This window comes from Pseudomonas lundensis, from assembly GCF_015377145.2.
GTDB classification, from domain to species: Bacteria; Pseudomonadota; Gammaproteobacteria; order Pseudomonadales; family Pseudomonadaceae; genus Aquipseudomonas; species Aquipseudomonas lundensis.
In genome coordinates, this window is record NZ_CP062158.2 from 1,740,450 (window position 1) to 1,765,049 (window position 24,600).

The 24,600-nt window shown below is 58.2% G+C and carries 21 protein-coding genes; 2 read left to right on the forward strand and 19 right to left on the reverse strand.

Translation table 11 applies throughout. The features are described 5' to 3' along the window. The first annotated feature begins 37 nt into the window (after window positions 1-37). Window positions 38-766: a dienelactone hydrolase family protein gene (locus IF654_RS08380; protein ID WP_047274284.1), complete on the forward strand. Its 729-nt coding sequence runs from the start codon at window positions 38-40 to the stop codon at window positions 764-766. Window positions 767-796: 30 nt separating this feature from the next. On the opposite strand, the gene trhP is transcribed toward IF654_RS08380, so the two are convergent. Next, the gene (gene trhP, locus IF654_RS08385) at window positions 797-2,152 is read right to left on the reverse strand and encodes a prephenate-dependent tRNA uridine(34) hydroxylase TrhP (protein ID WP_194862594.1); all 1,356 of its coding nucleotides are present in this window, start codon (window positions 2,150-2,152) and stop codon (window positions 797-799) included. A gap of 160 nt (window positions 2,153-2,312) precedes the next feature. On the opposite strand from trhP, the gene IF654_RS08390 reads away from it, so the two are divergent. Next, on the forward strand, window positions 2,313-3,395 hold the full coding sequence (locus IF654_RS08390; protein WP_047274288.1) for an AI-2E family transporter: 1,083 nt from the start codon (window positions 2,313-2,315) through the stop codon (window positions 3,393-3,395). Here the strand turns inward: IF654_RS08390 and IF654_RS08395 are convergent. The 18 genes from IF654_RS08395 to IF654_RS08475 form a co-directional block, all read right to left on the reverse strand. After that, window positions 3,392-5,509 (reverse strand): TonB-dependent receptor family protein, encoded by a 2,118-nt coding sequence (locus IF654_RS08395; RefSeq protein ID WP_194862593.1) that lies wholly within the window; start codon window positions 5,507-5,509, stop codon window positions 3,392-3,394. The genes IF654_RS08390 and IF654_RS08395 overlap by 4 nt on opposite strands. An 85-nt stretch (window positions 5,510-5,594) precedes the next feature. Then, window positions 5,595-6,551 carry a class I SAM-dependent methyltransferase gene (locus IF654_RS08400; protein ID WP_194862592.1) on the reverse strand — a complete coding sequence of 319 codons (957 nt, stop codon included), beginning with the start codon at window positions 6,549-6,551 and terminating at the stop codon, window positions 5,595-5,597. 4 nt (window positions 6,552-6,555) lie between these two features. Then, complete coding sequence (locus IF654_RS08405; RefSeq protein WP_194862591.1) at window positions 6,556-7,788, reverse strand: YcaO-like family protein; 1,233 nt, start codon at window positions 7,786-7,788, stop codon at window positions 6,556-6,558. A gap of 52 nt (window positions 7,789-7,840) precedes the next feature. After that, on the reverse strand, window positions 7,841-7,972 hold the full coding sequence (locus tag IF654_RS23100; protein WP_255164158.1) for a hypothetical protein: 132 nt from the start codon (window positions 7,970-7,972) through the stop codon (window positions 7,841-7,843). A gap of 401 nt (window positions 7,973-8,373) precedes the next feature. After that, on the reverse strand, window positions 8,374-9,225 hold the full coding sequence (locus tag IF654_RS08410; RefSeq protein WP_194862590.1) for an alpha/beta fold hydrolase: 852 nt from the start codon (window positions 9,223-9,225) through the stop codon (window positions 8,374-8,376). Window positions 9,226-9,658: 433 nt separating this feature from the next. After that, window positions 9,659-11,128 carry an NADH-quinone oxidoreductase subunit NuoN gene (nuoN, locus tag IF654_RS08415; protein ID WP_047274292.1) on the reverse strand — a complete coding sequence of 490 codons (1,470 nt, stop codon included), beginning with the start codon at window positions 11,126-11,128 and terminating at the stop codon, window positions 9,659-9,661. Between the two features lie 7 nt (window positions 11,129-11,135). Next, window positions 11,136-12,668 carry an NADH-quinone oxidoreductase subunit M gene (nuoM, locus tag IF654_RS08420; RefSeq protein ID WP_047274294.1) on the reverse strand — a complete coding sequence of 511 codons (1,533 nt, stop codon included), beginning with the start codon at window positions 12,666-12,668 and terminating at the stop codon, window positions 11,136-11,138. Window positions 12,669-12,706: 38 nt separating this feature from the next. Continuing rightward, on the reverse strand, window positions 12,707-14,560 hold the full coding sequence (nuoL, locus tag IF654_RS08425) for an NADH-quinone oxidoreductase subunit L (protein ID WP_047277731.1): 1,854 nt from the start codon (window positions 14,558-14,560) through the stop codon (window positions 12,707-12,709). Continuing rightward, the gene (gene nuoK / locus IF654_RS08430) at window positions 14,557-14,865 is read right to left on the reverse strand and encodes an NADH-quinone oxidoreductase subunit NuoK (protein ID WP_003446970.1); all 309 of its coding nucleotides are present in this window, start codon (window positions 14,863-14,865) and stop codon (window positions 14,557-14,559) included. Before nuoK ends, nuoL begins: the two co-directional genes overlap by 4 nt. A gap of 1 nt (window position 14,866) precedes the next feature. Further along, the gene (gene nuoJ, locus IF654_RS08435) at window positions 14,867-15,370 is read right to left on the reverse strand and encodes an NADH-quinone oxidoreductase subunit J (RefSeq protein WP_047274300.1); all 504 of its coding nucleotides are present in this window, start codon (window positions 15,368-15,370) and stop codon (window positions 14,867-14,869) included. A gap of 9 nt (window positions 15,371-15,379) precedes the next feature. Beyond that, window positions 15,380-15,928 (reverse strand): NADH-quinone oxidoreductase subunit NuoI, encoded by a 549-nt coding sequence (gene nuoI / locus IF654_RS08440; protein WP_016780194.1) that lies wholly within the window; start codon window positions 15,926-15,928, stop codon window positions 15,380-15,382. Window positions 15,929-15,940: 12 nt separating this feature from the next. After that, complete coding sequence (nuoH, locus tag IF654_RS08445; protein WP_047274301.1) at window positions 15,941-16,948, reverse strand: NADH-quinone oxidoreductase subunit NuoH; 1,008 nt, start codon at window positions 16,946-16,948, stop codon at window positions 15,941-15,943. Next, window positions 16,945-19,659: an NADH-quinone oxidoreductase subunit NuoG gene (nuoG, locus tag IF654_RS08450; protein WP_194862589.1), complete on the reverse strand. Its 2,715-nt coding sequence runs from the start codon at window positions 19,657-19,659 to the stop codon at window positions 16,945-16,947. The genes nuoH and nuoG overlap by 4 nt, the downstream gene beginning before the upstream one ends. Before the next feature lie 132 nt (window positions 19,660-19,791). Further along, on the reverse strand, window positions 19,792-21,147 hold the full coding sequence (nuoF, locus tag IF654_RS08455) for an NADH-quinone oxidoreductase subunit NuoF (RefSeq protein ID WP_047274304.1): 1,356 nt from the start codon (window positions 21,145-21,147) through the stop codon (window positions 19,792-19,794). After that, window positions 21,144-21,641, reverse strand: coding sequence for an NADH-quinone oxidoreductase subunit NuoE (gene nuoE, locus IF654_RS08460; RefSeq protein ID WP_047274305.1), 498 nt, complete (start codon window positions 21,639-21,641; stop codon window positions 21,144-21,146). The genes nuoF and nuoE overlap by 4 nt, the downstream gene beginning before the upstream one ends. 2 nt (window positions 21,642-21,643) lie before the next feature. Further along, the gene (gene nuoC / locus IF654_RS08465; protein WP_047274306.1) at window positions 21,644-23,428 is read right to left on the reverse strand and encodes an NADH-quinone oxidoreductase subunit C/D; all 1,785 of its coding nucleotides are present in this window, start codon (window positions 23,426-23,428) and stop codon (window positions 21,644-21,646) included. 73 nt (window positions 23,429-23,501) lie between these two features. Continuing rightward, window positions 23,502-24,176 (reverse strand): NuoB/complex I 20 kDa subunit family protein, encoded by a 675-nt coding sequence (locus IF654_RS08470; protein ID WP_019412096.1) that lies wholly within the window; start codon window positions 24,174-24,176, stop codon window positions 23,502-23,504. A 10-nt stretch (window positions 24,177-24,186) separates the two neighbouring features. Continuing rightward, window positions 24,187-24,600, reverse strand: coding sequence for an NADH-quinone oxidoreductase subunit A (locus IF654_RS08475; RefSeq protein ID WP_003446990.1), 414 nt, complete (start codon window positions 24,598-24,600; stop codon window positions 24,187-24,189).

Below are 24,600 nucleotides of genomic sequence, written 5' to 3' on the forward strand. Positions count from 1 at the left end.
CGGCGGGTTTTTTTTGTTTCAAATTCAGAGGTTTTCAATGGAATCAATAACGCTCCAATCGGTGATCTACCAAATTGATGGCCAGCCTTACGAGGGCCGTCTTGCCTATGATTCGAGCCGTGCGGATCCGTTGCCGGGGTTGCTGATGGCGCCCAACTGGATGGGTATCAGTACCGGGGCTGAAGAGATTGCCAAGTCCGTGGCCGAACAGGGCTACGTTGTACTGATTGCCGACTTGTATGGTCAGGGTGTCCGTCCTTCGAACGCTGACGAGGCGGGTGCGGCGATGATGCCGCTGAAAAACGACCGTGCCTTGCTGCGTAAACGCATGTGGGCCGCCTACGATAACTTGCGTACGACCTCGTTTGCCAAGGTCGACAGCGCCAAACTCGCAACCTTCGGCTTTTGTTTCGGCGGCTGTTGCTCGCTGGAGCTGGCCCGTGGCGGAGCGCCGTTGAAAGCAGCGGTATCCTTCCACGGTACTCTGGATACCCCCAATCCTGTTGATGCCAACAGCATCAAGGGCGCCGTTCTGGTGCTGCACGGGGCGTCCGACCCCTTGGTACCGCGCGAGCAACTTCCGGCGTTTGAAAACGAGATGAATGCAGCGGGCGTTGACTGGCAGTTGCTCAGCTATGGTGGCGCTGTGCACTCGTTCACAGACCCTCACGCCAACGTCCCGGGCAAGATGATGTACGACGCCAAAACTGCGAAACGCGCTTTTATCGCGATGCATAACCTGCTGGATGAAGTGTTCAGGGATTGATCGCTTCACCCGCAGCAATGACGCTGGCTGTTACAGCGCTGTGTGTTTGATCGTCTCGCTGATGGTCAGGTCCCGCATCAGCAATGCATAGCTCAGGTCCACTTGATCGGGAATCGGCAGGTACACCGTATGGCCATCACCGGGCGCAACCTCGATTGGCAAGTTGGCACTGCTGCGTAATTGATAAAGGTCAAAGTGGTAGTTGCCGCGCGGGGTCATCAGTTCCAGATGATCGCCCACGGCAAACCGGTTTTTAACCTTGACCTCGGCCATGCCGTTGCGCCGTTCCCCTGTCAGCTCGCCCACGAACTGCTGACGCTGGGACAGTGAACTGCCATGCAGGTAGTTCTGGTACTCGTCATGCACATGGCGGCGCAGGAAGCCTTCGGTGTACCCGCGTTGCGCCAGAGACTCCAGGTCAGTCATCAGGCTTCGGTCAAAATCACGGCCTGCCACGGCGTCATCAATGGCCTTGCGGTATACCTGCGTGGCCCGGGCGCAGTAAAAGTGCGACTTGGTGCGGCCTTCGATTTTCAGCGAATGCACGCCCATGTGCGTCAGTCGGGACACGTGCTGAACGGCGCGCAGGTCCTTGGAGTTCATGATGTATGTGCCATGCTCGTCTTCAAACGCCGCCATGGGCTCTTCAGGACGATTGGCTTCATGCAACATAAACACCTCGTCGGTCGGCTGGCCTATGCCCAGGGTCGGCTCCACAGACGGGTCAACCACGTTGACGATATTGCCCAATTCATTCTCGGTGGCGGGCGCAGCTTCATACTTCCAGCGGCAAGCGTTGGTGCAACTGCCCTGATTGGCATCTCGCTTGTTCATGTAGCCGGACAACAGGCAACGCCCCGAATAGGCCATGCACAGCGCGCCATGCACGAAAATCTCCAGCTCCATGTCAGGCACTTGCTGACGAATCTCTTCGATTTCTTCCAGGGACAATTCGCGGGACAGGATGATTCGGCTCAGCCCCTGCTGGCGCCAGAATTCGACGCTCGCCCAGTTCACCGTATTGGCCTGCACCGACAGGTGGATCGGCATGTGTGGAAAGTGCGTGCGCACCAGCATGATCAGGCCCGGATCAGACATGATCAACGCATCCGGGGCCATCGCGATCACCGGCTCCAGATCCTTGAGAAAGGTGCGCAGCTTGGCATTGTGTGGCGCGATATTGACCACGACGTAAAAGCGTTTGCCTTGGGCTTGCGCTTCTTTAATGCCGATGGCCAGGTTGTCGTGGTCGAATTCGTTATTGCGCACCCGCAAGCTGTAGCGCGGTTGGCCTGCGTACACGGCATCGGCGCCATAAGCGAAGGCGTAACGCATGTTCTTCAGAGTGCCGGCAGGGGCGAGGAGTTCGGGCGATGCAAGGGACATAGTCGAGCCATTCGCAAAGGGCGCGATGTTAATCGAGCTTAAACAGTGGAATGTTGATCTGGATCTATGCTTTATGCAGCAACGATGGCACTTGGCAGACGCTTTGCGGACTAAGCTGGCGCTAACCGACGAATGTGCGCCTTACTGACATGGACGGCCTATGAACGAAACAAGCCTGCAACGCAAAACCCTGCTGTTATTGTTGGCCTTGGTCACAATTGCTTTCATCTGGATTCTGTTGCCGTTCTACGGCGCCATTTTCTGGGCAGTCGCACTGGGGATTCTCTTCGCCCCCTTGCAACGTAAATTACTGCTCAAGCTCAAGGGGCAACGCAACCTGGCGACCTTCGCCACCTTGGGCATATGTACCGTGATCGCCATTTTGCCGGTCATCGTCACCACCGCCCTGCTGGTGCAGGAAGTGGCGATGCTCTACAACGACGTGCAAAGCGGCAAGATCAACGTCGCAAGCTACGTCATGCAGTTCAAAGACATCTTGCCGATGAATGTTCAGAATTGGCTGGACCGCTTTGGTCTGGGCAATATCGCCGGTTTGAGTGAAAAAGTGTCCAAAGGCGCGTTGGAAGGCAGCCAGTTCTTTGCCACGCAGGTCTTCAGTTTTGGCCAGAGTACCTTCGAGTTGGTGGTGAGCTTTTTCATCATGTTGTACCTGCTGTATTTCTTTATCCGTGATGGCCAGCAGATGGTGCGCAGCATTCGTAATGCGGTGCCGCTGGCTGAGCAGCAGAAGCGTTTGCTGCAGCTCAAACTGCGTCGCGTGGTGCGGGCGTCGGTCAAGGGCAACCTGGCAGTCGCTATCACACAGGGTGCTCTGGGCGGGCTGATGTTTTGGTTTCTGGGCATCCACAGCTCGTTGTTCTGGGCGGTGCTGATGATGTTTCTGTCGCTGCTGCCCGCCGTCGGCGCCGGTATTGTCTGGGCCCCGGTGGCCATCTACTTTCTGGTGACGGGCCAGGTGTGGGAGGGCGTGGTTCTGGCGCTGTATGGGGTGTTGGTGATCGGCATGGTGGATAACGTACTGCGCCCGATTCTGGTGGGCAAAGACACCAAAATGCCGGACTTCCTGATCCTGATCTCCACCTTGGGCGGCATGGCCATTTTTGGTCTCAATGGCTTTGTGATCGGGCCGTTGATCGCAGCCCTTTTTCTCTCCAGCTGGGGACTGTTCAGCGGAACGCGTCGCAAAGTGCGACTGCCCGCTGACATTCAGCCACGCGACTAGCGGAAGTTGTAAGACACCCCGACGTAGGCGCCCATGCCTTCGCCGGGGGTCGAGCGCGCAGCGTCCTTGCCCATATCGTCATAACCGGGCGTGACCGTTGCGGTGTAGCGCTGGCGGGTCAGGTTGCGTAGGTCGAGCCAGGTTTGCCAGTCTTTCTTGGGTGAGGCATACCCGAATGTGGCGCCCCACAGCCTGTACGAAGAGGTGTAATACGAGTTGGCGTAATCCACGGCCATGGGTGAAGCCACCTGCGTGTTGACACCCGCGTAGAACCCGCGCGGATGGTTGTAGCGAAGCTCGGCCTGGTAGTAATGGCGGGGAATGCCGGGCAGCGCGTTACTGCCAAAACGATCGTCGTTTCGGTAGTGGAAGTCACTGAATGTGTAGGCCTGTCGCAAAGAGACGTTGCCAACCCCGTCTTTCTCCCACAACAGACTGTTGAGCCCGGCTTCAATCCCTTGATGAACAGTGGGGCTGGCGTTGGATTCGCCCACAATCGGTGCTTGAGTGGCGGTTGCAGCCTGAGTTTCGACGCTGAGTAATTCATGGCGAATGGCCGAGTAGTACCAGGCGAGATCCCATTGGCCGAGCCATGAGTCGCCGCGTGTCCCCAACTCAAGAGTCGTGGCTGTCTGATTGCGTAAGGCAACAGGTGTGCTTTGACGGCCTGTGGCAGGGCCATTCCCGACGGGGAAGGTGATGGGCGAGCCCCAGATCATTGACCATGGGTGAGGCGGCTCAACGGAGCGACTCACATTGCCATACACCTGTAATTGGGGACTGAATTCATAACGCAGGCCGATACGTGGCGCGTAGTCCCAATCATGCTGGCTGACCTTGCCGCCGCTCTCGGGGTAGCTCACCTCGCTTTCACGGCGGGTATAGATCAGGGCCATGCCTGTGGTGAGCCATACATCGGGTATCAGTTCCAGATCGTTGCTGGCGTGCAGCACGGTGTCCGAGCCTTGGTAGCTGAAGTCACGCATCTTTGTACCCGGAGGGTACGCTGCGGTGTTGCCCGCCGGAATTCGCACATACTCCGAAGCCCCGCTATTGGGCAGGTGCTTGGTACTGCGCAAGCCCACGGTGGTGTTGCTTTGCTGTCCGAACAGCGTGTCACGACGCTTGTAGTTCAAGGTGCCGCTGACATCGGTGTAGGCGACTTTCAGCCGGTTAGGGCCTTCACGCAGGTCCATCGGGTAGTCGTGATACACCATCGCAGCTTCAAGTTGCGAATTGTCGTCCAGGTACATCGTCGTCTTGTTGGCGAACCACGTACTGCCGGGTTGAGGACGGCTGTAATCTCCGGCGACATAGACCGGGTTGGCCGAGCGGGGATGATGCTTGATCTGATCTTTAGTGACCCGGCCTGCCAGTTGGTTATCAGTTTCGCGATAACGCAAATAAAAGCGCGTCTCCAATTGCGGGCTGAAACGATAACCGATGTTCGCCGCCATACCTTTGCTGCTGCCACGGGTATGGTCTTGATAACCGTTGGTATCGGAGTCATTCAGGGAAATGTAGTAATCCAGATCGCCCAGTACTTGCCCCGAACTGATCTGGCGCTTTTGATAGCCGTAACTCCCTGCCTCATACCGCACTTGCAGCGGGGCGGCGTCGTAGCCGGTATGGGTGACGTAGTTGATCGAGCCGCCCAGTGCCAGTGCTCCTGCGTCAAAACCATTGGCGCCGCGCAGGACTTCGGCGCGGCTGAGCCATAACGGTTCAAACAACTCATAGGGTGTGCCACCGGGACCGGTCAGCGGCAACCCGTCGAACATCACGTACAAACCTGAACCGTGCGCGCCGGGTACCCGATTGAGGCCAGAACCGCGCACCGAAACCTTGGCACCGTCATTGCCCGCTGACTGCGCATAGACGCCGGGCTGGTACGCGAGCACGTCGGTATTGCTGCCTGTTCGTCCGGTTTCAACCGTGTTCAGGTCAATCACATTGCTAGCGCCGGGCACTTCGTTCATCCGGGCTCGGGCCAAGTCCAACTCGCTGCTTTCTTCACTGCGAACCTGAACTTCCCCCAGCTCAAGTGGCCCTGCGAAGGAGGGCGATGCACAGGCAAGGGCCAAAGGCAGTAGCGGATAACAGAGAGAACGCATGTATGACAGGTCCAGGAGTGGTCGGGCGGCGCGCAAGCCTATACAAGGCAAGAATCGCTCGCAACCAGCACTTGGGGCTGAAGGTTTAATCAGTCGGTGATTGCAGCACATAGCATTCAAACAACTCCAGTTGGCCCGGCCGCGCGGCCAGGGAGGACATGAGGTTCAAGCCCAATACGCCCGCCCAATACCCCATATTGGGTAGCACCGGGGTATGGCCGAACACGATTGCCATCGCCCCCTGCTTCAATTGCTTCAAAAGCAGCACCAGCAGGTGTTGGGCTTGATCGCGACTCATCACCTCGGCGTTGAGAAAGCGCAGAAACATAACATCGCATTCTGCCGCCGGCTCCAGCGTTGCTTGGGCCGCACGATGGTGAAATTCCAGATTGGGTAATCGATGGCGGGCGCGAGCCTGGTCGATCATGCTTGATGAGCAATCGGCCCCCGTGCAACGGGTATGGGGCAGGGCGCGGGCAATGGACGCCATGAACGCACCGGTGGAACACGCCGGGTCGAGGAGTTGAGCACCGGGCGTGAGTCGCGATTGCAGCAGGGCGATGCAATGCTCTCGAAAGTGCTGTTCATCCCTGTCCAGTGTATGGGCCAGTGCTTCGCTGAAGCGCCAGTGCTCCTCGCGCATGACGTGTTCCTGTGCGCGGTTATCGAGGACAGGGTAGGGGAAGTAGAGCGCGCTGTCCGTCAGGTTGGATGCCAGGAGAAAGAGCTGAGTTTTTTCTTGCTCGCACGCCGTAATGAACTGCACGGTGATGCCATCGTTCTCATAAACAACACGGGTAAAACGTCCCAGCAACATGGACGGCAGGATCAGGCTAGACAGGTGCTGTCTGCCTTCGAAGGCGGTTATAAGTGTTTTACGGCCCACCCAAAGGGTGTCCTTGATAGTAAGCATGAACAGGTTGTTAAGCCCGGGACCGACGGGTTCTGTCCACGACGCGTGTTGGTGGGTCTTCATGCAGCAGATCTCACGGATCTGCTGCATGACCTGCTGCTCGTGGTGGACGCTCAGGCCATGATTCATAAGGTCACCCGTAACACTCATTGAGCGCCTGTCCGCGGGCTTGCGGGATGACAACGTTACCGGTGCTTACGATATAAAAACGTTCAAGCCCCGGAATCACCACATTGGCCAACGTAGTACCGCTGTCGGTTTGATAGAGGATGCTGATCCCCAGTTCGCGGTTGTGGCTGCGCACGTTATGGGCAATGACGCGAATCTGTTCGTCCAGCGTGCGGTGTTCGCAGTCCGCTGGCAGCGTCACACATTGCTGGCGGGACTTGCTCATCAGGTCGTCTATATCCAGACGCAGACAACGCTGGAGCCGGGGGAACGATGCCAAGTGACGCCATTGCAGTTCCAGGTGTCGGGCAGTGTCGGCACGGGTTGCGCTCAAACGCAATTGCACCAGTTCGGTCAGGGCGCGTTCGGCAGCATGGGGGGCGCTTAATGAAGTTCCACAGCCGAAAAGGCCAATAGGCCGGTTATCGCCAAGGCTGAAGGCGAGGTAGGTGTGAACGCAAAACTCACTGCTGATGTCGAGCAGAACCACGTCTGCATCCAACTCTAATTCAACGTCCTGCCAGAGTGTGGCCAGTGAATGGGGAGGTTGCGGGCGCTGCACCCGGCGTAGAGGCCGGTCTTGTTGATAATAAAAATGTCTGAGCAGGAAAAGTGAAAGCGCATCGCGCTCCAGGCATTCATTAATGGCGTGCAGTGCTGCTTCGTTGTAGGTGGCGCCAATGGCGATGCCGCTGTTGCTGAAGTAACGCCGAATACCGGCGTAGTCGAAGGTGTCCCCGGCCAACGGCCTGGCGTTGTACGCGGGCAAGCTGAAGGCGACCGGGTAGTAGAAGGTCGAAGTGTCGAGGGGGCTGTGATATTGGCGGCTGGCGATGTGAGCTTCAGTGTGTTGAATGACGCAATCCAGAAGACTGTCGTCGTGAAAGAATCCGTCGCGCGCGTAACGGTTCGCAGGGCGCATCTCAATCCCCGCGTGCATTTCATGGTGTTCGCTCAGGTAGTGTTCCAGCGCCTCGAAGTAGGCTCCTACCAAGGCGTTGTCAGCATAGCCTTTTCCGGAACCGGCCCCCTTGGGCGTCGAGTGTGCGTCAGTCAGCGTGACGCGGGTATTCACGACGCGTTCCCCGAGCGTGTGAGCCGAGCCGACAAGCCCGAGGCAGGCCAGTTCTTGAAGCACTCGGGCATAGGCCTCGGCTAATGAAAGCTCACGTTCGTGCGCAATAATCGAGTGAGTCATAAAACATTCCGATTTAAGGAGGGGACGTCACAAACGTCCCCTCTTTGAAGTATCAGTCTGCGGTGAGTTCTTCTTTCTCAGCGTCGGTCAGTTCAAGTTGTTCCAGATATTGTTGCTCGGTTTGTGAGTCAAGCGTTTCTGTATCAGGCAGCGCTTGGGTGTTCATTGCCATGTAGTAGCCCATATCGAAAACCTTTTCTTATTGGATGGAGGGTTTGAATTGGCTTTGACTGTCAAAGCACACGTTGAATTTAGTAGTGTCTGTTATTTCATGTCAATGAACGTTATTTTCAATATTTCAGTTGAGCGCAATGTTTGGCTACATGTTTATAGTTGTTCGGTACTGTTCAATATATCGTCGCTGTGCTGTCACGCAGCACACAGTTTAGCGTGCTGCTTCAGACCGATAGGGAATAGGCAGTTGAGTTGGAGTGCAAGGTGGCGCGTGTAAGATGTTTGGAGTTGAACTTTAAATAGGGTGTTTGCGCCGCGTAGAAAATCTTCTGGCGTGTGTAGTGGTTTTCATTGATTTTAAAAAATGAGGATGAATTCAACTTCATTAGTCGGTATTTTCTTACACGAGCCTCAAGGATTCAGTGTGTGGCGAATTTTACTGAGTAAGGTTGGCTCAAGCGCATTGTGGCCAGCCCTCACCTGTACGACTGAGGCGCGAGACCGTTTCCGAAGCCAGTCAAGGCTGGCCATACCGCACGTATCGTCGATGCCCTGAATCAGGGTCATCCTCGGGCCAACCCTGAGGAGCATGTCGGCAGGGATGAAAAAGTAGTGATTGAGGTGGTAATGCAGTTCCAGGCGGATGGAGGCAATGGCTGAGTGATCCACAAAGGCGTTCAGTTGCTCATCCGTCATGGACTCTCCCAGATGCGCTTTGCTCCAGCTCAATGCCGCCGCCTGACGGGCTTGCGGGGTGCCGGTGCATAACGTGTTGTAGGTTCGCTGAAGGGTCAGTCCTGCCTCGGGCAAACGTTCAAGGGTCTGCTGAAGTATCCGGTCATAGGTATCGAAAACCTCATCGACAGGTACAAATACGGAGGCGGCAACGCCGCGTCTTACCCGATGCTTAAAACGGTGCTGGTATTTCAACGCCAGCCAACTGCCCCACGACACTCCGAGCAGGCTGATGCGCTCAAAACCGAAATAGTGCCGCAGATCGTCTATGTCTTGAACCACTGCATCGGTGTTGTTGTTTGTTAACTCGCCTTGGGGAGTGGAGCGTCCGCAGCCTCGCTGATCAAATAAAATAACGTCAAAATGATTAAGGTCGAAGAACAGCAGTTGCTTGTTGTTGCAGTAACCGCCTGGCCCACCATGGAGAAAGAAGATGGGCTCGCCTTGGGGGGTTCCATGACGCTCCCAATATAATTGATGACCGTCGCTCGTCGAATAATGACCGCTGTGTTCAATGGCGGGATGCATAAAGTATTCCTGTATGTGTAAGCGTGAAGTGCAAAGGTGAATTCAGGTAAGTGGTTGAACGTGAAAGTGAAAGGCTGATGAATTTATGAGGGGCGACAATGACTGTCAATGCGTCGTTGATCAGGATTCTGTTGGGTATGTTTTATAAGCTGTAAACGTAAGAGGGTGTGTTTACATGCAACGTTTTAAATAGGTAAAGGATGTTTGATTCATGTGTTTAAGTTGGACGTGAAGTCACAGTTAAACCGTGTGAGAGGCGTTATCAGCGAAAGGGTAGAAGGCTTAAATAAATGGCCATTTTTACTGTCAGTCGTCGGTGGGTCGATGTGTATTTTTAAGGGTCCTGCGCGGCGTAGGGTGTGATAACGCGCAGACAAAAAAATACCCCGTGAAAGCCAGGCTTTCACGGGGTAGTGGGGCGAGCGAAGGGTGTTTAGCCCAGCAAGCCCAGTGTTGCGCGTTGCACCAGTTCCAGCATCGGCTGAGGGTAAACGCCCAGCACGAACACCAGTATCGACACCGCCAGCAGCATGACGCCGCCTGCCTTCTGCTCCCAGTTCAACGGGGCATCGTGGCGATGCAGTTTTGGCTCAACCAGGTACAGGGTGACCATCACACGCAGGTAGTAGAACACGCCGATGGCGCTGCCCAGGATCAGGGAAGCGACCAACCACCATTGCTGCGCCTGAACGCCGGTAGCAATGATGTAGAACTTGCCGATGAAGCCTGCGGTCAGCGGAATACCGGCCAGCGACAACATCATCACGGTCAGTACGGCAGTCATGTACGGACGGCGCCAGAACAGGCCGCGGTATTCATACAGGGCATCCGCGTCACGCCCTTTGTAAGGCGAGGACATCAACGTGATCACACCGAATGCACCCAGGCTGGTGAGCACGTAGGTGATCAGGTAAACGCCGATGGCTTCCATGGCCATGCCTTTGCTCGCTACCAGAGCGATCAGCAGGTAGCCGAAGTGGGCGATGGACGAGTAACCCAACAGACGCTTGAGGTTGGTTTGCGTCAGGGCCAGCAAGTTACCAAACAGGATCGAGGCGATCGCGATCACGGTCAGTACATCGCTCATCACACCGGTGGTGGCCGCCGGGGAGATCTGGAACAACCGCACCATCACAGCGAAGACAGCGACCTTGGAGGCGGTGGCCAGGAATGCAGCCACAGGAGCTGGCGCCCCTTCGTACACGTCTGGTGTCCAAAGATGGAAAGGAACCAGCGACAGCTTGAACGCCAGACCGACCAGCATCATGCCCAAACCCAGCTGGGCAATGGCGCTCGGAGCACCAGTGGCGGCCAGTGCGTGACCAATACCGCTGAAGCTCAGGCTACCCGCTTCGGCATACAACAAGGCCATGCCGAACAACAGGAACGCAGAACCGGCCGCCGACAGCACCATGTATTTGATGCCGGCTTCCAGTGAGCGCTTGTTGAAAAAGGCATAAGCCACAAGCCCGTAAACAGGCACTGAAAGCAGTTCCAGACCGATGAACAGGCCAGCCAGGTGTTGCGCGCTGACCAGTACCAGACCGCCCGACGCTGCCAGCAGCATCAACAGGTAAAGTTCTTCGCGGTTGCCCGGGTAACCGGTGCCGCCTTCACCCAGATAAGCGTGCGCAAGGGTTACGCAGGCCAGGGTCGCGACCAGAATCAGCCCGATGTACAGGTAGGCAAAGTTGTCCAGCATCAACAGCGGAGTGACCGCCAGTGGAGCGACTTTCAACGCCGGGAAGATCGACAGCAATGCCAGGTTAAGACCCGCCACCGAAAGCAGGAAGGTCTGTGAGTGGTTGCGGCGCCACGCGATTGCCAGCATCACCACAACGAGGGTGATGCTGGTAATCAACAGTGGAGCAAGCGCGATAAAGTGTTGGATCGTGAATTCCATAGCGCTCTTACCGGGCCGAAGCGAGTTGAGTGAAGGCGGTGCCGAGCCATTGCTGCACGCCATTCATGGTCGCAGCAGAGGTGTCGAGGAACGGTTGCGGATACACGCCGATGAAAATCAGCAGAACCGCCAGACCGAGCACCATGATCAGTTCACGTGCATCCATGCCGGCCAGTACGGCGTCGGACTTGGAAGGGCCGAAGTAGGCGCGGTGAATCATGATCAACGAGTAGACCGAACCAAACACCAGGCCGGTCGTTGCAATCGCCGTGACCCAAGGGAAGCTGGCGAACGAGCCCATCAGGATCAGGAACTCGCCAACGAAGTTACCGGTGCCCGGCAAGCCCAGCGACGCCGCGGCAAAGAACAGGCTAATGGCTGGCAGGTAGGCGATCTTCGACCACAAACCACCCATTTCACGCATGTCACGGGTGTGCAGGCGCTCGTACAACTGACCGCTGAGGATAAACAGCGCCGCCGCCGATACACCGTGCGCCAGCATCTGAATCACCGCGCCCTGCAGAGCCAGCAGACTGCCGGAGTAAATCCCGATCAGTACGAAGCCCATGTGGGAAACACTGGAAAAAGCGATCAGACGCTTGATATCGGTTTGTGCGAAGGCGAGGAATGCGCCGTAGAAAATCCCGACCAGGCCCAGTGTCATGGCAATCGGCGCGAATTCGGCCGAAGCATTCGGGAAGAGCGGCAGGGCAAAACGCAGCAGGCCGTACGCAGCGGTTTTCAGCAAGATACCGGCCAGGTCGACCGAGCCCGCGGTAGGCGCTTGTGCGTGAGCATCCGGCAACCAGGAGTGGAACGGCACGACCGGCAATTTCACGGCAAACGCAATGAAGAAGCCGAGCATCAGGATGTACTCGGTGGTGAGCGACATCTTGGTTTTCAGCAACTCGGCATAGCTGAAGGTCAGCACGCCGGTTTCATTGAAGTTGACCAGCACCAGACCCAGGATCGCCACCAGCATGATCAGGCCGGAAGCCTGGGTGAAGATGAAGAACTTGGTCGCTGCGTAGATACGGGTTTTCTTGCCGTCCGATGAACTGTGACCCCAGAGCGCGATGAGGAAGTACATCGGCACCAGCATCATTTCCCAGAAGAAGAAGAACATGAACAGGTCGATGGCGAGGAATACGCCGACCACACCGCCCAGGATCCACATCAGGTTCAAGTGGAAGAAGCCCACGTGACGCTGGATTTCTTTCCAGGAACACAAGACCGACAGCACACCCAGCAAGCCGGTGAGCAAGATCATCAGCAGGGACAGGCCGTCCAGTGCCAGATGCACGCTGATGCCGAAACGTTCGATCCAGACGTGCTTGAATTCAAGCGCCCAGACCGGGTCGGCACCCGGGTTGGGGGCAAGGTGGTAATCCCCGTGCGCCCACAGCCAAAGGCCGAGCGCAAGTTCGAGGGACATGGTCAGCAACGCAATCCAGCGTGGCAGGGTGGCGCCGAAGCGTTCACCCAGCCAGCACAGCAGGCCGCCGATAAAGGGGATCAGGATTAGCCAAGGCAGAATCATGACGGGCTCAATTCCTTTCGCAATGTCGAAGGTTCATATCAGACCGCTACCAGTACGATGGCGCCCATGACCAGTACAGCACCGGCAGCCATGGAAGCAGCGTACCAACGCAGTTGACCGGTTTCGCTGCGGCTCAGGGCGTTGTGCCCGGCCTTGGCCATCTTCGGTACCAGGCCGATGGTCTGGTCCAGAGGGTCCTTGCGCAGCAGGCGGCAGATCAACAGGTACGGTTTGACGAACAGTTTGTCGTACAGCCAGTCGAAGCCCCACGCGGCGAACCACCAGGCCGACAGGAAACGACCGATGCCGCTGTTGGCTACAGCCGTCACGAAACGACGTTTGCCCAGGTAAAGCAGGGCGGCCAGCAGGATACCGGCCAATGCGATGGCGCCCGAGGCGATTTCAAGGCTGTGCTTGGCTTCGCCGCCGGCATGGCCAACGCTTTGTGGCAGTACGCCCGCCAGTGGAGGCGTGATCATTGCGCCGATAAAAGTCGACAGGACGATCAGCACACTCAGTGGCAACCAGTACGAAACACCATGGCCCGCGTGGGCTTCAGTCTTGGCTTCACCGTGGAAGGTGATGAAGATCAGGCGGAAGGTGTACAGCGAGGTCATGAACGCACCCACCAGACCGGCGTACAGCAACTCGTTGTTACCGCTGGCGAAGGCTTCCCAAAGAATTTCGTCCTTGGAGTAGAAGCCTGCGGTCAGCAGAGGCAAGGCCGACAAGGCCGCGCCGCCGACGATGAAGCTGATGTAAGCCAGTGGCAGTTTTTTCCACAGGCCGCCCATCTTGAAGATGTTCTGCTCGTGGTGGCAGGCGACAATCACCGCACCGGAAGCAAGGAACAGCAGTGCCTTGAAGAAGGCGTGGGTCATCAGGTGGAAAATCGCACCATCCCATGCGCCGACGCCCAAGGCCAGGAACATGTAGCCGATCTGGCTCATGGTGGAGTAGGCCAGGATACGTTTGATGTCGGTTTGCACCAGTGCCGCAAAGCCGGCCAGTACCAGTGTCACGCCGCCCACGATGCCCACCAGATGCAGGACTTCAGGCGCCAGGGTGAACAGGCCGTGGGTACGAGCGATCAGGTAAACACCGGCGGTCACCATGGTGGCGGCGTGGATCAGTGCCGACACGGGCGTCGGGCCAGCCATGGCGTCAGCCAACCAGGTTTGCAGAGGCAATTGCGCCGATTTACCGACCGCGCCGCCCAGCAGCATCAGGGTCGCCAGCACGATCCAGAAATCACCGGCCTGGAACTTCAGCGGTGCCTGAACCAACAGCTCCTGAATGTTCAACGTGCCCAACTGCTGGAACAAAATGAACAGGCCGATGGCCATGAACACGTCGCCGATGCGGGTCACGATGAAGGCTTTGAGTGCGGCGTTACCGTTGTTGCGGTTGCTGTAGTAGAAACCGATCAACAGGTAGGAGCACAGGCCCACGCCTTCCCAGCCGAAGTACACGAACAACAGGTTATCGGCCAGGATCAGGAACAGCATGCTGGCGATAAACAGGTTGGTGTAGGCGAAGAAACGCGAGTAGCCGTCTTCACCGCGCATGTACCAAGAGGCAAACACGTGGATCAGGAAGCCGACGCCGACCACCACGCCGAGCATGGTGACTGACAGGCCGTCCAGGTAAAGGGCGAAGTTCGGTTTGAACTCACCCACTGCCATCCATTGCCACAGCACTTGCGTGTAGTGACCGCCTTCAGGCGGCGCAACGTTGAATTGCCAGATCACGTACGCGGCCACCAGCGCCGACAGGCCGATGGAGCCAACGCCGATCAGGGCCGAGAGGTTTTCGCTGAAGCGTCCACGGGAGAACGACAGCAGCAAAAAGCCGATCAGGGGGAATACGAAAGTCAGAAAGAGAAGGTTCATCCGCGCATCTCACTGGCAGCATCGATATCAAGCGTGTGGAAGCGGCGATACAGCTGCAGCAGGATCGCCAGGCCAATACTGGCCTCGGCGGCTGCCAGGGTGATCACCAGAATGAACATCACTTGTCCATCCGGTTGCGCCCAGCGTGCACCGGCAACGATGAACGCCAGGGCAGCCGCGTTCATCATGATTTCCAGACTCATCAATACGAAGAGAATGTTACGGCGAACCATCAGTCCAACCAGACCGAGGCAGAACAGGACACCTGCTACTGCAAGGCCATGTTCCAAAGGTATTCCAGGCATCTTATTGCTCCTTCGCCTCGTTGCGGCCCAAGTGGAACGCCGTCACCGCTGCTGCAAGCAACAGCATCGAGGCGAGTTCGACCACCAGCAGATACGGGCCGAACAGGCTTATGCCGACGGCTTTTGCATCAATGGTGGTTTGACCGATGGCTGCGCCGCTCTGCTGTGCAAACAGCACGTACAGCAATTCGGCCAACAGGATGGCGGACAGAATGCTCGGTCCGATCCAAATGCCGGGTTTGAGCCAGTGGCGCTCCTGCGTCACCGAGGCCGGGCCCTGGTTGAGCATCATCACCACAAACACGAACAGCACCATGATGGCGCCAGCGTAGGCGATCACTTCGAGTACGCCCGCAAACGGCGCGCCGAGGCTGAAGAAGGTCATCGCCACGGCAATCAGCGAAATAATCAGGTAGAGCAGGGCGTGCACAGGGTTGGTGTTGGTGATCACGCGCAGCGTGGACACGACAGCGACACCCGATGCGAAATAGAAAGCGAATTCCATCGTTCTTCCTTAAGGCAGCAAGCTCTTCACGTTGATCGGCTCGGCTTCGTTCTGAGCAGCGCCTTTCGGCTTGCCTTCAACGGCCATACCCGCAACACGATAGAAGTTGTAATCAGGGTTCTTGCCGGGACCGGAGATCAGCAGATCTTCTTTCTCGTACACCAGATCCTGACGTTTGAACTCGGCCATCTCGAAATCCGGCGTGAGCTGGATGGCGGTGGTCGGGCAGGCTTCCTCACACAGGCCGCAGAAAATGCAGCGTGAGAAGTTGATGCGGAAAAACTCCGGATACCAGCGGCCATCTTCGGTTTCGGCTTTTTGCAGCGAGATGCAGCCCACCGGGCACGCCACGGCGCACAGGTTACAGGCAACACAACGCTCTTCGCCGTCCGGGTCGCGGGTCAGGACAATCCGGCCACGGTAACGCGGTGGCAGGTAGACCGGTTCTTCCGGGTATTGCAGCGTGTCACGCTTGCGGAAGGCATGGCCAAACACCATCACCAGGCTGCGAAGCTGGGTGTAGGTGCCATGCACGATGTCAAACAAGTACTTGAACATGGGTCTCTATCCTCACTGAACCGCGCCGGCGGGCGTGTTCAACAACACGACTGCGGCGGTTACCAGCAAATTGATCAGGGTCAGCGGCAGGCAGAACTTCCAGCTGAAGTCCATCACTTGGTCATACCGAGGGCGCGGAATAGAGGCGCGCAGCAGGATGAAGATCATGATGAAAAACGCAGTCTTCAGGGCGAACCAGATAAACGGAATCTGCGGCAGGATGCCGAACGGCCCGTGCCAGCCACCGAAGAACAAAGTCACCAGCAACGCCGAGATCAACACGATCCCGATGTATTCACCCACGAAGAACATGCCCCATTTCATGCCGGCATATTCAATGTGGTAACCATCGGCCAGTTCCTGCTCCGCTTCCGGCTGGTCGAACGGGTGACGGTGAGTCACGGCGACGCCAGCAATGAAGAAGGTCAGGAAACCGAAGATCTGCGGAATGATGAACCACAGGTTTTGCGCTTGGTATTCAACAATGTCGCGCATGTTGAACGAGCCGACCTGAACCACGATGCCCATCAGCGACAGGCCCATGAACACTTCGTACGACACGGTCTGGGCCGAAGCGCGCAGGCTGCCGAGCAGGGCGAACTTGTTGTTGCTCGACCAGCCGGCGAACAACACGGCGTACACCGACAGACCGGCCATGGCGAAGAAGAACAGGATGCCGATGTTCAGGTCTGCCACACCCCAGGTCGGGGTGATCGGGATAATCGCGAAGGCGATCAGCAAGGCGCTCATGGCCACTACCGGTGCCAGGGTGAAAATCACCTTGTCGGCAAACGGCGGCGTCCAGTCTTCCTTGAAGAACATCTTGATCATGTCGGCGGCGATCTGAAACGCGCCGAACGGGCCGACGCGGTTCGGACCGTAACGGTCTTGCCACAGGGCGAGCAAACGGCGCTCGACCCAGCTCAACAGCGCACCGCACACCACCACGGCGAGCAGGATTACCACGGCTTTGACCACCGAGAGAATCACGTCGATCACTTCAGGCGTGAACCAGGTCATTGGGCTGCCTCCTGCAAACCGTCAACGGTAAGACCAAAGATCGCAGGCGGGATGCCAGCCAGACCGGCAGGCAATGCCACCAGGCCAGCCCCCAGCTCTTCATTGATACGCAGCGGCAGGCGCAGGGTCACACCGGCTACGTTCAGGCTGAGCAGCGCACCGTCATTGACGCCCAGGCGATCGGCTTCGGACTTGGCCAGCGCGATGTAGGCGGCCGGGATGCGTTCTTGTACCGGCGCGGCTTTCGAGGAGTTCTCCTCGCTGCCCAGCAGGTGATAGAACGGCACGACGTGCCAGGTGCCACGGGCCGGGTTGAACGGGCCTGGAATGTTGGCGCACCAGTTCAGCGAATCACCTTTGCTTTCGATCAGGCGAATGCCCGGATCACCCGCACGGATGTGGCCGCCGACTTCGTCCTGGAACTTGTTCCACGCTTGTGGCGAGTTCCAACCCGGTGACCAGGCAAAAGGCACTTGCTGACGCGGCTCAACGGAGCCCGAGTAACCTTCCATGGAGAAGGCGAACGCGGTGTCCGGGTCTTGCGGAGTACGCGGCTCGTGAACGCTGATGTTGGCGCGCATGGCGGTGCGGCCGCTGTAACGCAGCGGTTCGCGTGCCAGTTTCAGGCCTTTGATGCGGAATTCGGCCGAAGGCGCAGCGTCTACGATGCCGGCCAGATCTGGCGTGCAGGCGGCAGTGGCCTGAGTCACGTGATCCAGCAGCGTCCAGTCCACCGGCTTGTTCAGCAGGGTGCTTCGCAGGGCGTGCAACCAGCGCCAGCCTTCATGGATTAGGTTGGCGGAATCCAGATAACGAGGGTCGAACACCTGGAAGAAGCGCTGGGCGCGGCCTTCCTGGCTGACCAGCGTACCGTCGGCTTCAGCGAAACTGGCGGCCGGCAATACCAGATCGGCACGGTCGGTGGTGGCGGTTTTCTGATGGTCGGCAACAATCACGACCTTGGCAGCGTCCAGCGCAGCGTTCACCTTCACGGCGTCCACGCGGGTGAACAGGTCGTTCTCCAGCACCACGATGGCGTCTGCCTGGCCGTCAATCACGGCTTGCAGTGCGGCGTCTACCGATTCGCCGCCGAGCATGGCCAGACCCAAGCTGTTGGCTTCCGGCACGACCAAGCTGATGGAGCCGGCTTTTTCGCGCAGGTGCAAGGCTTTGGCAATGTTGCCCGCCGCTTCGATCAGGGCTTTGGAGCCCAGTGACGTACCCGCAATGATCAGGGGGCGTTTGGCAGCGAGCAAGGCGTCTGCGATGCGCTGGGCCAATTGCTGGGCTTCGGCATCCAGACCGTCGACAGCAGGCGCGCTGGCATCGAGGGCGTGAGCCACGGCGAAGCCGATGCGGGCCAGATCGTCCGGTGCAGCGTGAACGCATTCTTCAGCGACGTCGTCCAGCTTGGTTTCAGCCAGGCTGGCGATAAACAGCGGATTCAGCGCGTGCTGACCGATGTTTTTAACCGCGGCGTCAAGCCATGGCTGAACGCGCATGGTATCGGCCATCGCTTCAGCTTTGCCCTTGACGGACTGACGCAATGACAGCGCCATACGAGCGGCGGTCTGAGTCAAGTCTTCGCCCAGGACGAAAATCGCGTCATGGGCTTCGATGTCGCGCAGGTTTGGCACCGGCAGTGGGCTGTCCTTGAGGACTTGCAGCACCAGGCGGATACGCTCCAGCTCACCGGCTTCGATACCCGAGTAGAAGTGCTCGGCGCCTACCAGCTCGCGCAACGCGTAGTTGCTTTCGAGGCTGGCACGAGGCGAACCGATACCCACAATGTTGCGACCGCGCAGCAGTTCGGCGGCCTTGTCCAGGGCCGCGTCGACGCTCAGCTTGTTGCCGTCGGCCAGCAGCGGCTGACGTGGGCGGTCGCTACGGTTGACGTAGCCGTAACCGAAGCGGCCACGGTCACACAGGAAGTACTGGTTGACCGAACCGTTGAAGCGGTTTTCGATCCGGCGCAGCTCGCCATAACGTTCGCCCGGGCTGATGTTGCAGCCGCTGGAGCAACCGTGGCAGATGCTGGGCGCAAATTGCATGTCCCACTTGCGGTTGTAGCGCTCGGAGTGGGTTTTGTCGGTGAACACACCGGTCGGGCAGACTTCGGTGAGGTTGCCCGAGAACTCGCTTTCGAGAACGCCGTCTTCAACGCGACCGAAGTACACGTTGTCGTGGGCGCCGAAAACGCCGAGGTCCGTACCGCCCGCATAGTCTTTATAGAAGCGCACGCAGCGGTAACAGGCGATGCAGCGGTTCATCTCATGAGCGATGAACGGGCCGAGTTCCTGGTTCTGGTGGGTACGTTTGGTAAAGCGGTAGCGGCGTTCGTTGTGACCGGTCATCACGGTCATGTCTTGCAGGTGGCAGTGACCGCCTTCTTCGCACACAGGGCAGTCGTGCGGGTGGTTGGTCATCAGCCATTCGACAACGCTGGCGCGAAACACTTTCGCTTCTTCGTCGTCGATGGAAATCCAGCTTCCGTCAGTGGCCGGGGTCATGCAGGACATCACGATACGACCACGGGTGTCGTTCTCGTCGGTGTATTGCTTGACTGCACACTGGCGGCAGGCGCCAACACTGCCCAGGGCAGGGTGCCAGCAGAAATACGGAATATCGAGTCCCAGCGACAGACAGGCCTGTAACAGGTTGTCTGCCCCATCGACTTCGAGCTCTTTGCCGTCTACGTGGATAGTGGCCATGGTTCAAAGGTCTTCGTTGGCCCGGTGTCAGCGGGCGTGGCTAATGGAATCTTGTTATTCGTTCGAAGCAACCCAGCCTTACGGCGTTATCGAACGATCAGAGGGCGGCACGGACCGCCCCCATTCAGAACGTTACGCGCCGATAACAATCGGGCGTGCCAGAGGTGGAACACCGGGTTTTGCTTGCGCAATGCCGGCTTCGAACTCTGGACGGAAGTACTTGATTGCGCTGCCCAGTGGCTCCACGGCGCCCGGTGCGTGAGCACAGAACGTCTTGCCCGGGCCGAGGAAACCCACCAGACCCAGCAGGGTCTCGATGTCGCCCGGCTGGCCTTCGCCTTTCTCAATGGCCATCAGCAGCTTGACGCTCCATGGCAGGCCATCACGGCACGGGGTGCAGAACCCGCACGACTCGCGCGCGAAGAACTGTTCCATGTTGCGCAGCAGTGAAACCATGTTGACGCTGTCGTCCACGGCCATGGCCAGACCCGTACCCATACGGGTACCGACTTTGGCAATACCCCCGGCGTACATTTGTGCGTCGAGGTGCTCGGGCAACAGGAAACCCGTACCGGCACCGCCTGGCTGCCAGCACTTGAGCGTGAAGCCGTCGCGCATGCCGCCTGCGTAGTCTTCGAACAGCTCGCGAGCGGTGACGCCAAACGGCAGTTCCCACAGCCCGGGATTCTTGACCTTGCCGGAGAAGCCCATCAGCTTGGTGCCGTGGTCTTCGCTGCCTTCGCGGGCCAGGGATTTGTACCAGTCAACGCCATTGCCGATGATGGCCGGTACGTTGCACAGGGTCTCTACGTTGTTCACGCAGGTCGGCTTGCCCCAAACGCCCACGGCCGCCGGGAACGGCGGTTTGGAACGCGGGTTGGCGCGACGGCCTTCAAGGGAGTTGATCAGTGCGGTTTCTTCACCGCAGATATAACGCCCGGCACCGGTGTGTACGAAGAGTTCGAAATCAAACCCCGAACCCAGGATGTTCTTGCCCAGCAGGCCCGCTGCCTTGGCTTCTTCGACGGCACGGCGCAGGTGCACGGCCGCGGTGGTGTATTCGCCACGCAGGAAGATGTAGCCGCGGTAGGTTTTCAGGGCGCGAGCACTGATCAGCATGCCTTCGATCAGCAGATGGGGCAGTTGCTCCATCAGCATGCGGTCTTTCCAGGTGTTGGGTTCCATTTCATCGGCGTTACACAACAGGTAACGGATGTTCATGGATTCGTCTTTGGGCATCAGCCCCCACTTCACACCCGTGGGGAAACCTGCACCGCCACGACCTTTGAGGCCGGCGTCTTTCACGGTCTGGACGATATCGTCCTGAGCCATGTCGGCGAATGCCTTGCGGGCCGCCGCGTAGCCGTTTTTGGCCTGATATTCGTCAAGCCACACCGGCTCGCCGTCGTCACGCAGACGCCAGGTCAACGGATGGGTTTCTGCCGTGCGCGCAATGCGGTTGGCAGGCCCGAAAGAAGTCAGGGTCATGGGTAGCCCTCCAACAACGTGGCAACGCCCGATGGCTGGACATCACCGAATGTGTCGTCGTCGATCATCAACGCCGGCGCTTTGTCGCAGTTGCCCAGGCAGCACACCGGCAGCAGCGTGAAGCGCCCGTCTGCGGTGGTCTGGCCCAGGCCGATGCCCAGCTTGGTCTGGATCTCGCTGACCACGGACTCGTGACCACCGATGTAGCAGACCATGCTGTCACACACGCGAATGATGTGACGGCCGACCGGCTGGCGGAAGATCTGGCTGTAGAACGTCGCCACGCCTTCAACGTCGCTGGCGGGAATGCCCAGCAGCTCGCCGATGGCGTAGATCGCGCCGTCCGGCACCCAGCCACGTTCTTTTTGAACGATCTTCAGGGCTTCGATCGACGCTGCGCGCGGATCTTCGTAGTGATGCATCTCGTGCTCGATGGCCGAGCGCTCGGTTTCGCTAAGGGCGAAACGGTCTGTCTGGATAAGCGTGCTGTTCATGCTTAGCGGTCCACGTCGGCCATAACGAAATCGATACTACCCAGGTAAGCAATCAAGTCCGCGACCATTTCGCCTTTGATCACCGAAGGGATCTGCTGCAAATGGGCAAAGCTTGGGGTGCGAATCCGGGTGCGGTAGCTCATGGTGCCGCCGTCGCTCGTCAGGTAATAACTGTTGATGCCCTTGGTCGCTTCGATCATCTGGAAGGATTCGTTGGCCGGCATTACCGGGCCCCACGAAACTTGCAGGAAGTGCGTAATCAAGGTCTCGATGTGCTGCAAGGTGCGCTCTTTGGGCGGCGGCGTGGTCAGCGGGTGGTCCGCCTTGTACGGGCCGGCCGGCATGTTGCGCATGCACTGCTCGATGATTTTCAGGCTCTGGCGCATTTCTTCGACACGCACGATGCAACGGTCATAGGCATCGCCATTGGCCGCCAGCGGCACTTCAAACTCGAAGTTCTCGTAGCCGGAATACGGACGCGCCTTGCGCAGGTCGAAGTCGCACCCGGTAGACCGCAGACCAGCACCGGTGACACCCCATTCCAGGGCTTCTTTGGTGTTGTACTGGGCAACGCCGATGGTACGGCCACGCAAGATGCTGTTGTCCAGCGCGGCTTTTTGGTATTCGTCCAGACGTTTGGGCATCCAGTCGATGAATTCCTTGACCAGGCGATCCCAGCCATTTGGCAGGTCGTGGGCGACGCCGCCGATGCGGTACCAGGCCGGGTGCAGGCGGAAACCGGTGATCGCCTCGATCACTTTGTAGGCGCGCTGACGGTCGGTGAAGGTGAAGAACACCGGGGTCATGGCGCCCACGTCCTGGATGTACGTCCCCAGGAACAGCAAGTGGCTGGTGATGCGGAAGAATTCGGCCATCATGATGCGGATGGTGTCGACCCGGTCCGGCACTTTGATGCCTGCCAGTTTTTCTACCGAGAGCACATACGGCAGGTTGTTCATCACGCCGCCGAGGTAATCGATACGGTCGGTGTACGGAATGAAACTGTGCCATGACTGGCGCTCAGCCATTTTTTCGGCGCCACGGTGGTGGTAGCCGATGTCAGGCACGCAGTCGACGATTTCTTCGCCGTCCAGTTGCAGGATGATGCGGAAGGCACCGTGAGCCGAAGGGTGGTTCGGGCCCAGGTTGAGGAACATGTAGTCCTCGTTCTCGCCGGAACGCTTCATGCCCCAGTCTTCAGGCTTGAAGCGTGCGGCTTCTTCTTCGAGCTGGACTTTGGCCAAGCTCAGGCTGTACGGGTCGAACTCCGTGGCGCGCGCAGGAAAGTCCTTGCGCAGCGGGTGACCTTCCCAGGTCGGCGGCATCATGATGCGCGACAGGTGAGGGTGCCCGGCGAAGTCGATGCCGAACATGTCCCAGACTTCCCGCTCGTACCAGTTGGCGTTCGGCCAGATCCCGGTCACGGTCGGCAGGCTCAAATCGCCTTCGGACAGGGCCACCTTGATCATGACGTCGCTGTTACGCTCAAGCGACATCAGGTGATAGAAGACGGTGAAATCGGCACCCGACGGCAGGCCCTGACGCTTGGTGCGCAGACGTTCGTCGACACCGTGCAGGTCATAGAGCATGACGTAGGGTTTTGGCAGGTTGCGCAGGAAGGTCAGGACTTCGACCAGTTTGGCGCGGGCAACCCAAAGCACCGGCATGCCGGTGCGCGTGGCCTGGGCAGTGAATGCATCAGGACCAAAACGGTTATTCAGTTCGACAACCACATCGTGGTCGTCAGCCTTGTAAGGCGGGATGTACAGAGCGGAGCCTGTAGTCATGGTTTTTTATCGCTTTCGTTCAACGTAAAGAATGAAGCCAGTGTCTCGTTCTATAAAAAGAAGCGGGGCTGGATCAGACTTCGTCGGGGCTGCGCAGGTTGGTCACCTGAATACGCTGTTCGCGGCGCTGTTCCTTTTGCGATGGCATCTCGGCGCGGTACACGCCTTGCTCGCCAACGACCCAGGAAAGTGGGCGACGCTCCTGGCCAATCGACTCTTGCAAGAGCATCAAGCCTTGCAGGAAAGCCTCCGGGCGGGGTGGGCAGCCGGGTACGTAAACGTCCACGGGCAAAAACTTGTCCACCCCTTGAACCACGGAGTAGATGTCGTACATGCCACCGGAGTTGGCGCACGAACCCATGGAAATGACCCATTTAGGTTCAAGCATTTGCTCGTAGAGGCGCTGAATGATCGGCGCCATCTTGATGAAGCAGGTACCGGCAATAACCATGAAATCCGCCTGACGCGGCGAGGCCCGGATAACTTCGGCGCCAAAGCGCGCGATGTCGTGGGGCGCCGTGAAGGCGGTGGTCATTTCCACGTAGCAGCACGACAAGCCGAAGTTGTACGGCCACAGGGAGTTTTTACGCCCCCAGTTGACCGTGCCGTTCAGCACGTCTTCAAGCTTGCCCATGAAAATGTTTTTGTGGACTTGATCTTCTAACGGATCGGAAACGGTTTCCCGTTTGCCGATCGGGTACTGCTCGTTAGGAGCATCCGGGTCGATCCTGGTGAGTTCGTATTGCATCGCCAAAGCCTCATTGTTTCAGCTTGGCCTGCCGCTTACGACGAGCTTCCGGTGCCCAATCAAGAGCACCCACCCGAAATAGGTAGACAAGGCCTGCCAACAGAATTGCTATGAAAACGAGAGCTTCGACGAATCCGGTCCAGCCGCTTTCGCGAACAGACACAGACCAGGCAAAGAGAAAGAGGGCTTCGATATCGAAGATCACGAACAGCATCGCGACCAGATAGAATTTGGCTGAGAGCCGCAAGCGGGCGCCACCGGTGGGTAGCATGCCGGACTCGAACGGTTCGTTTTTGCTGCGGCCCCAGGCTTTTGACCCGAGGAGGCTGGAGACGCCAAGCATGAAGGCACAAAGGCCGACAACGCCGAGAAGGAAAATGGCAAAGCCCCAGTTGTGGGCTATGAGTCCTGTCGCTTCGGGCAT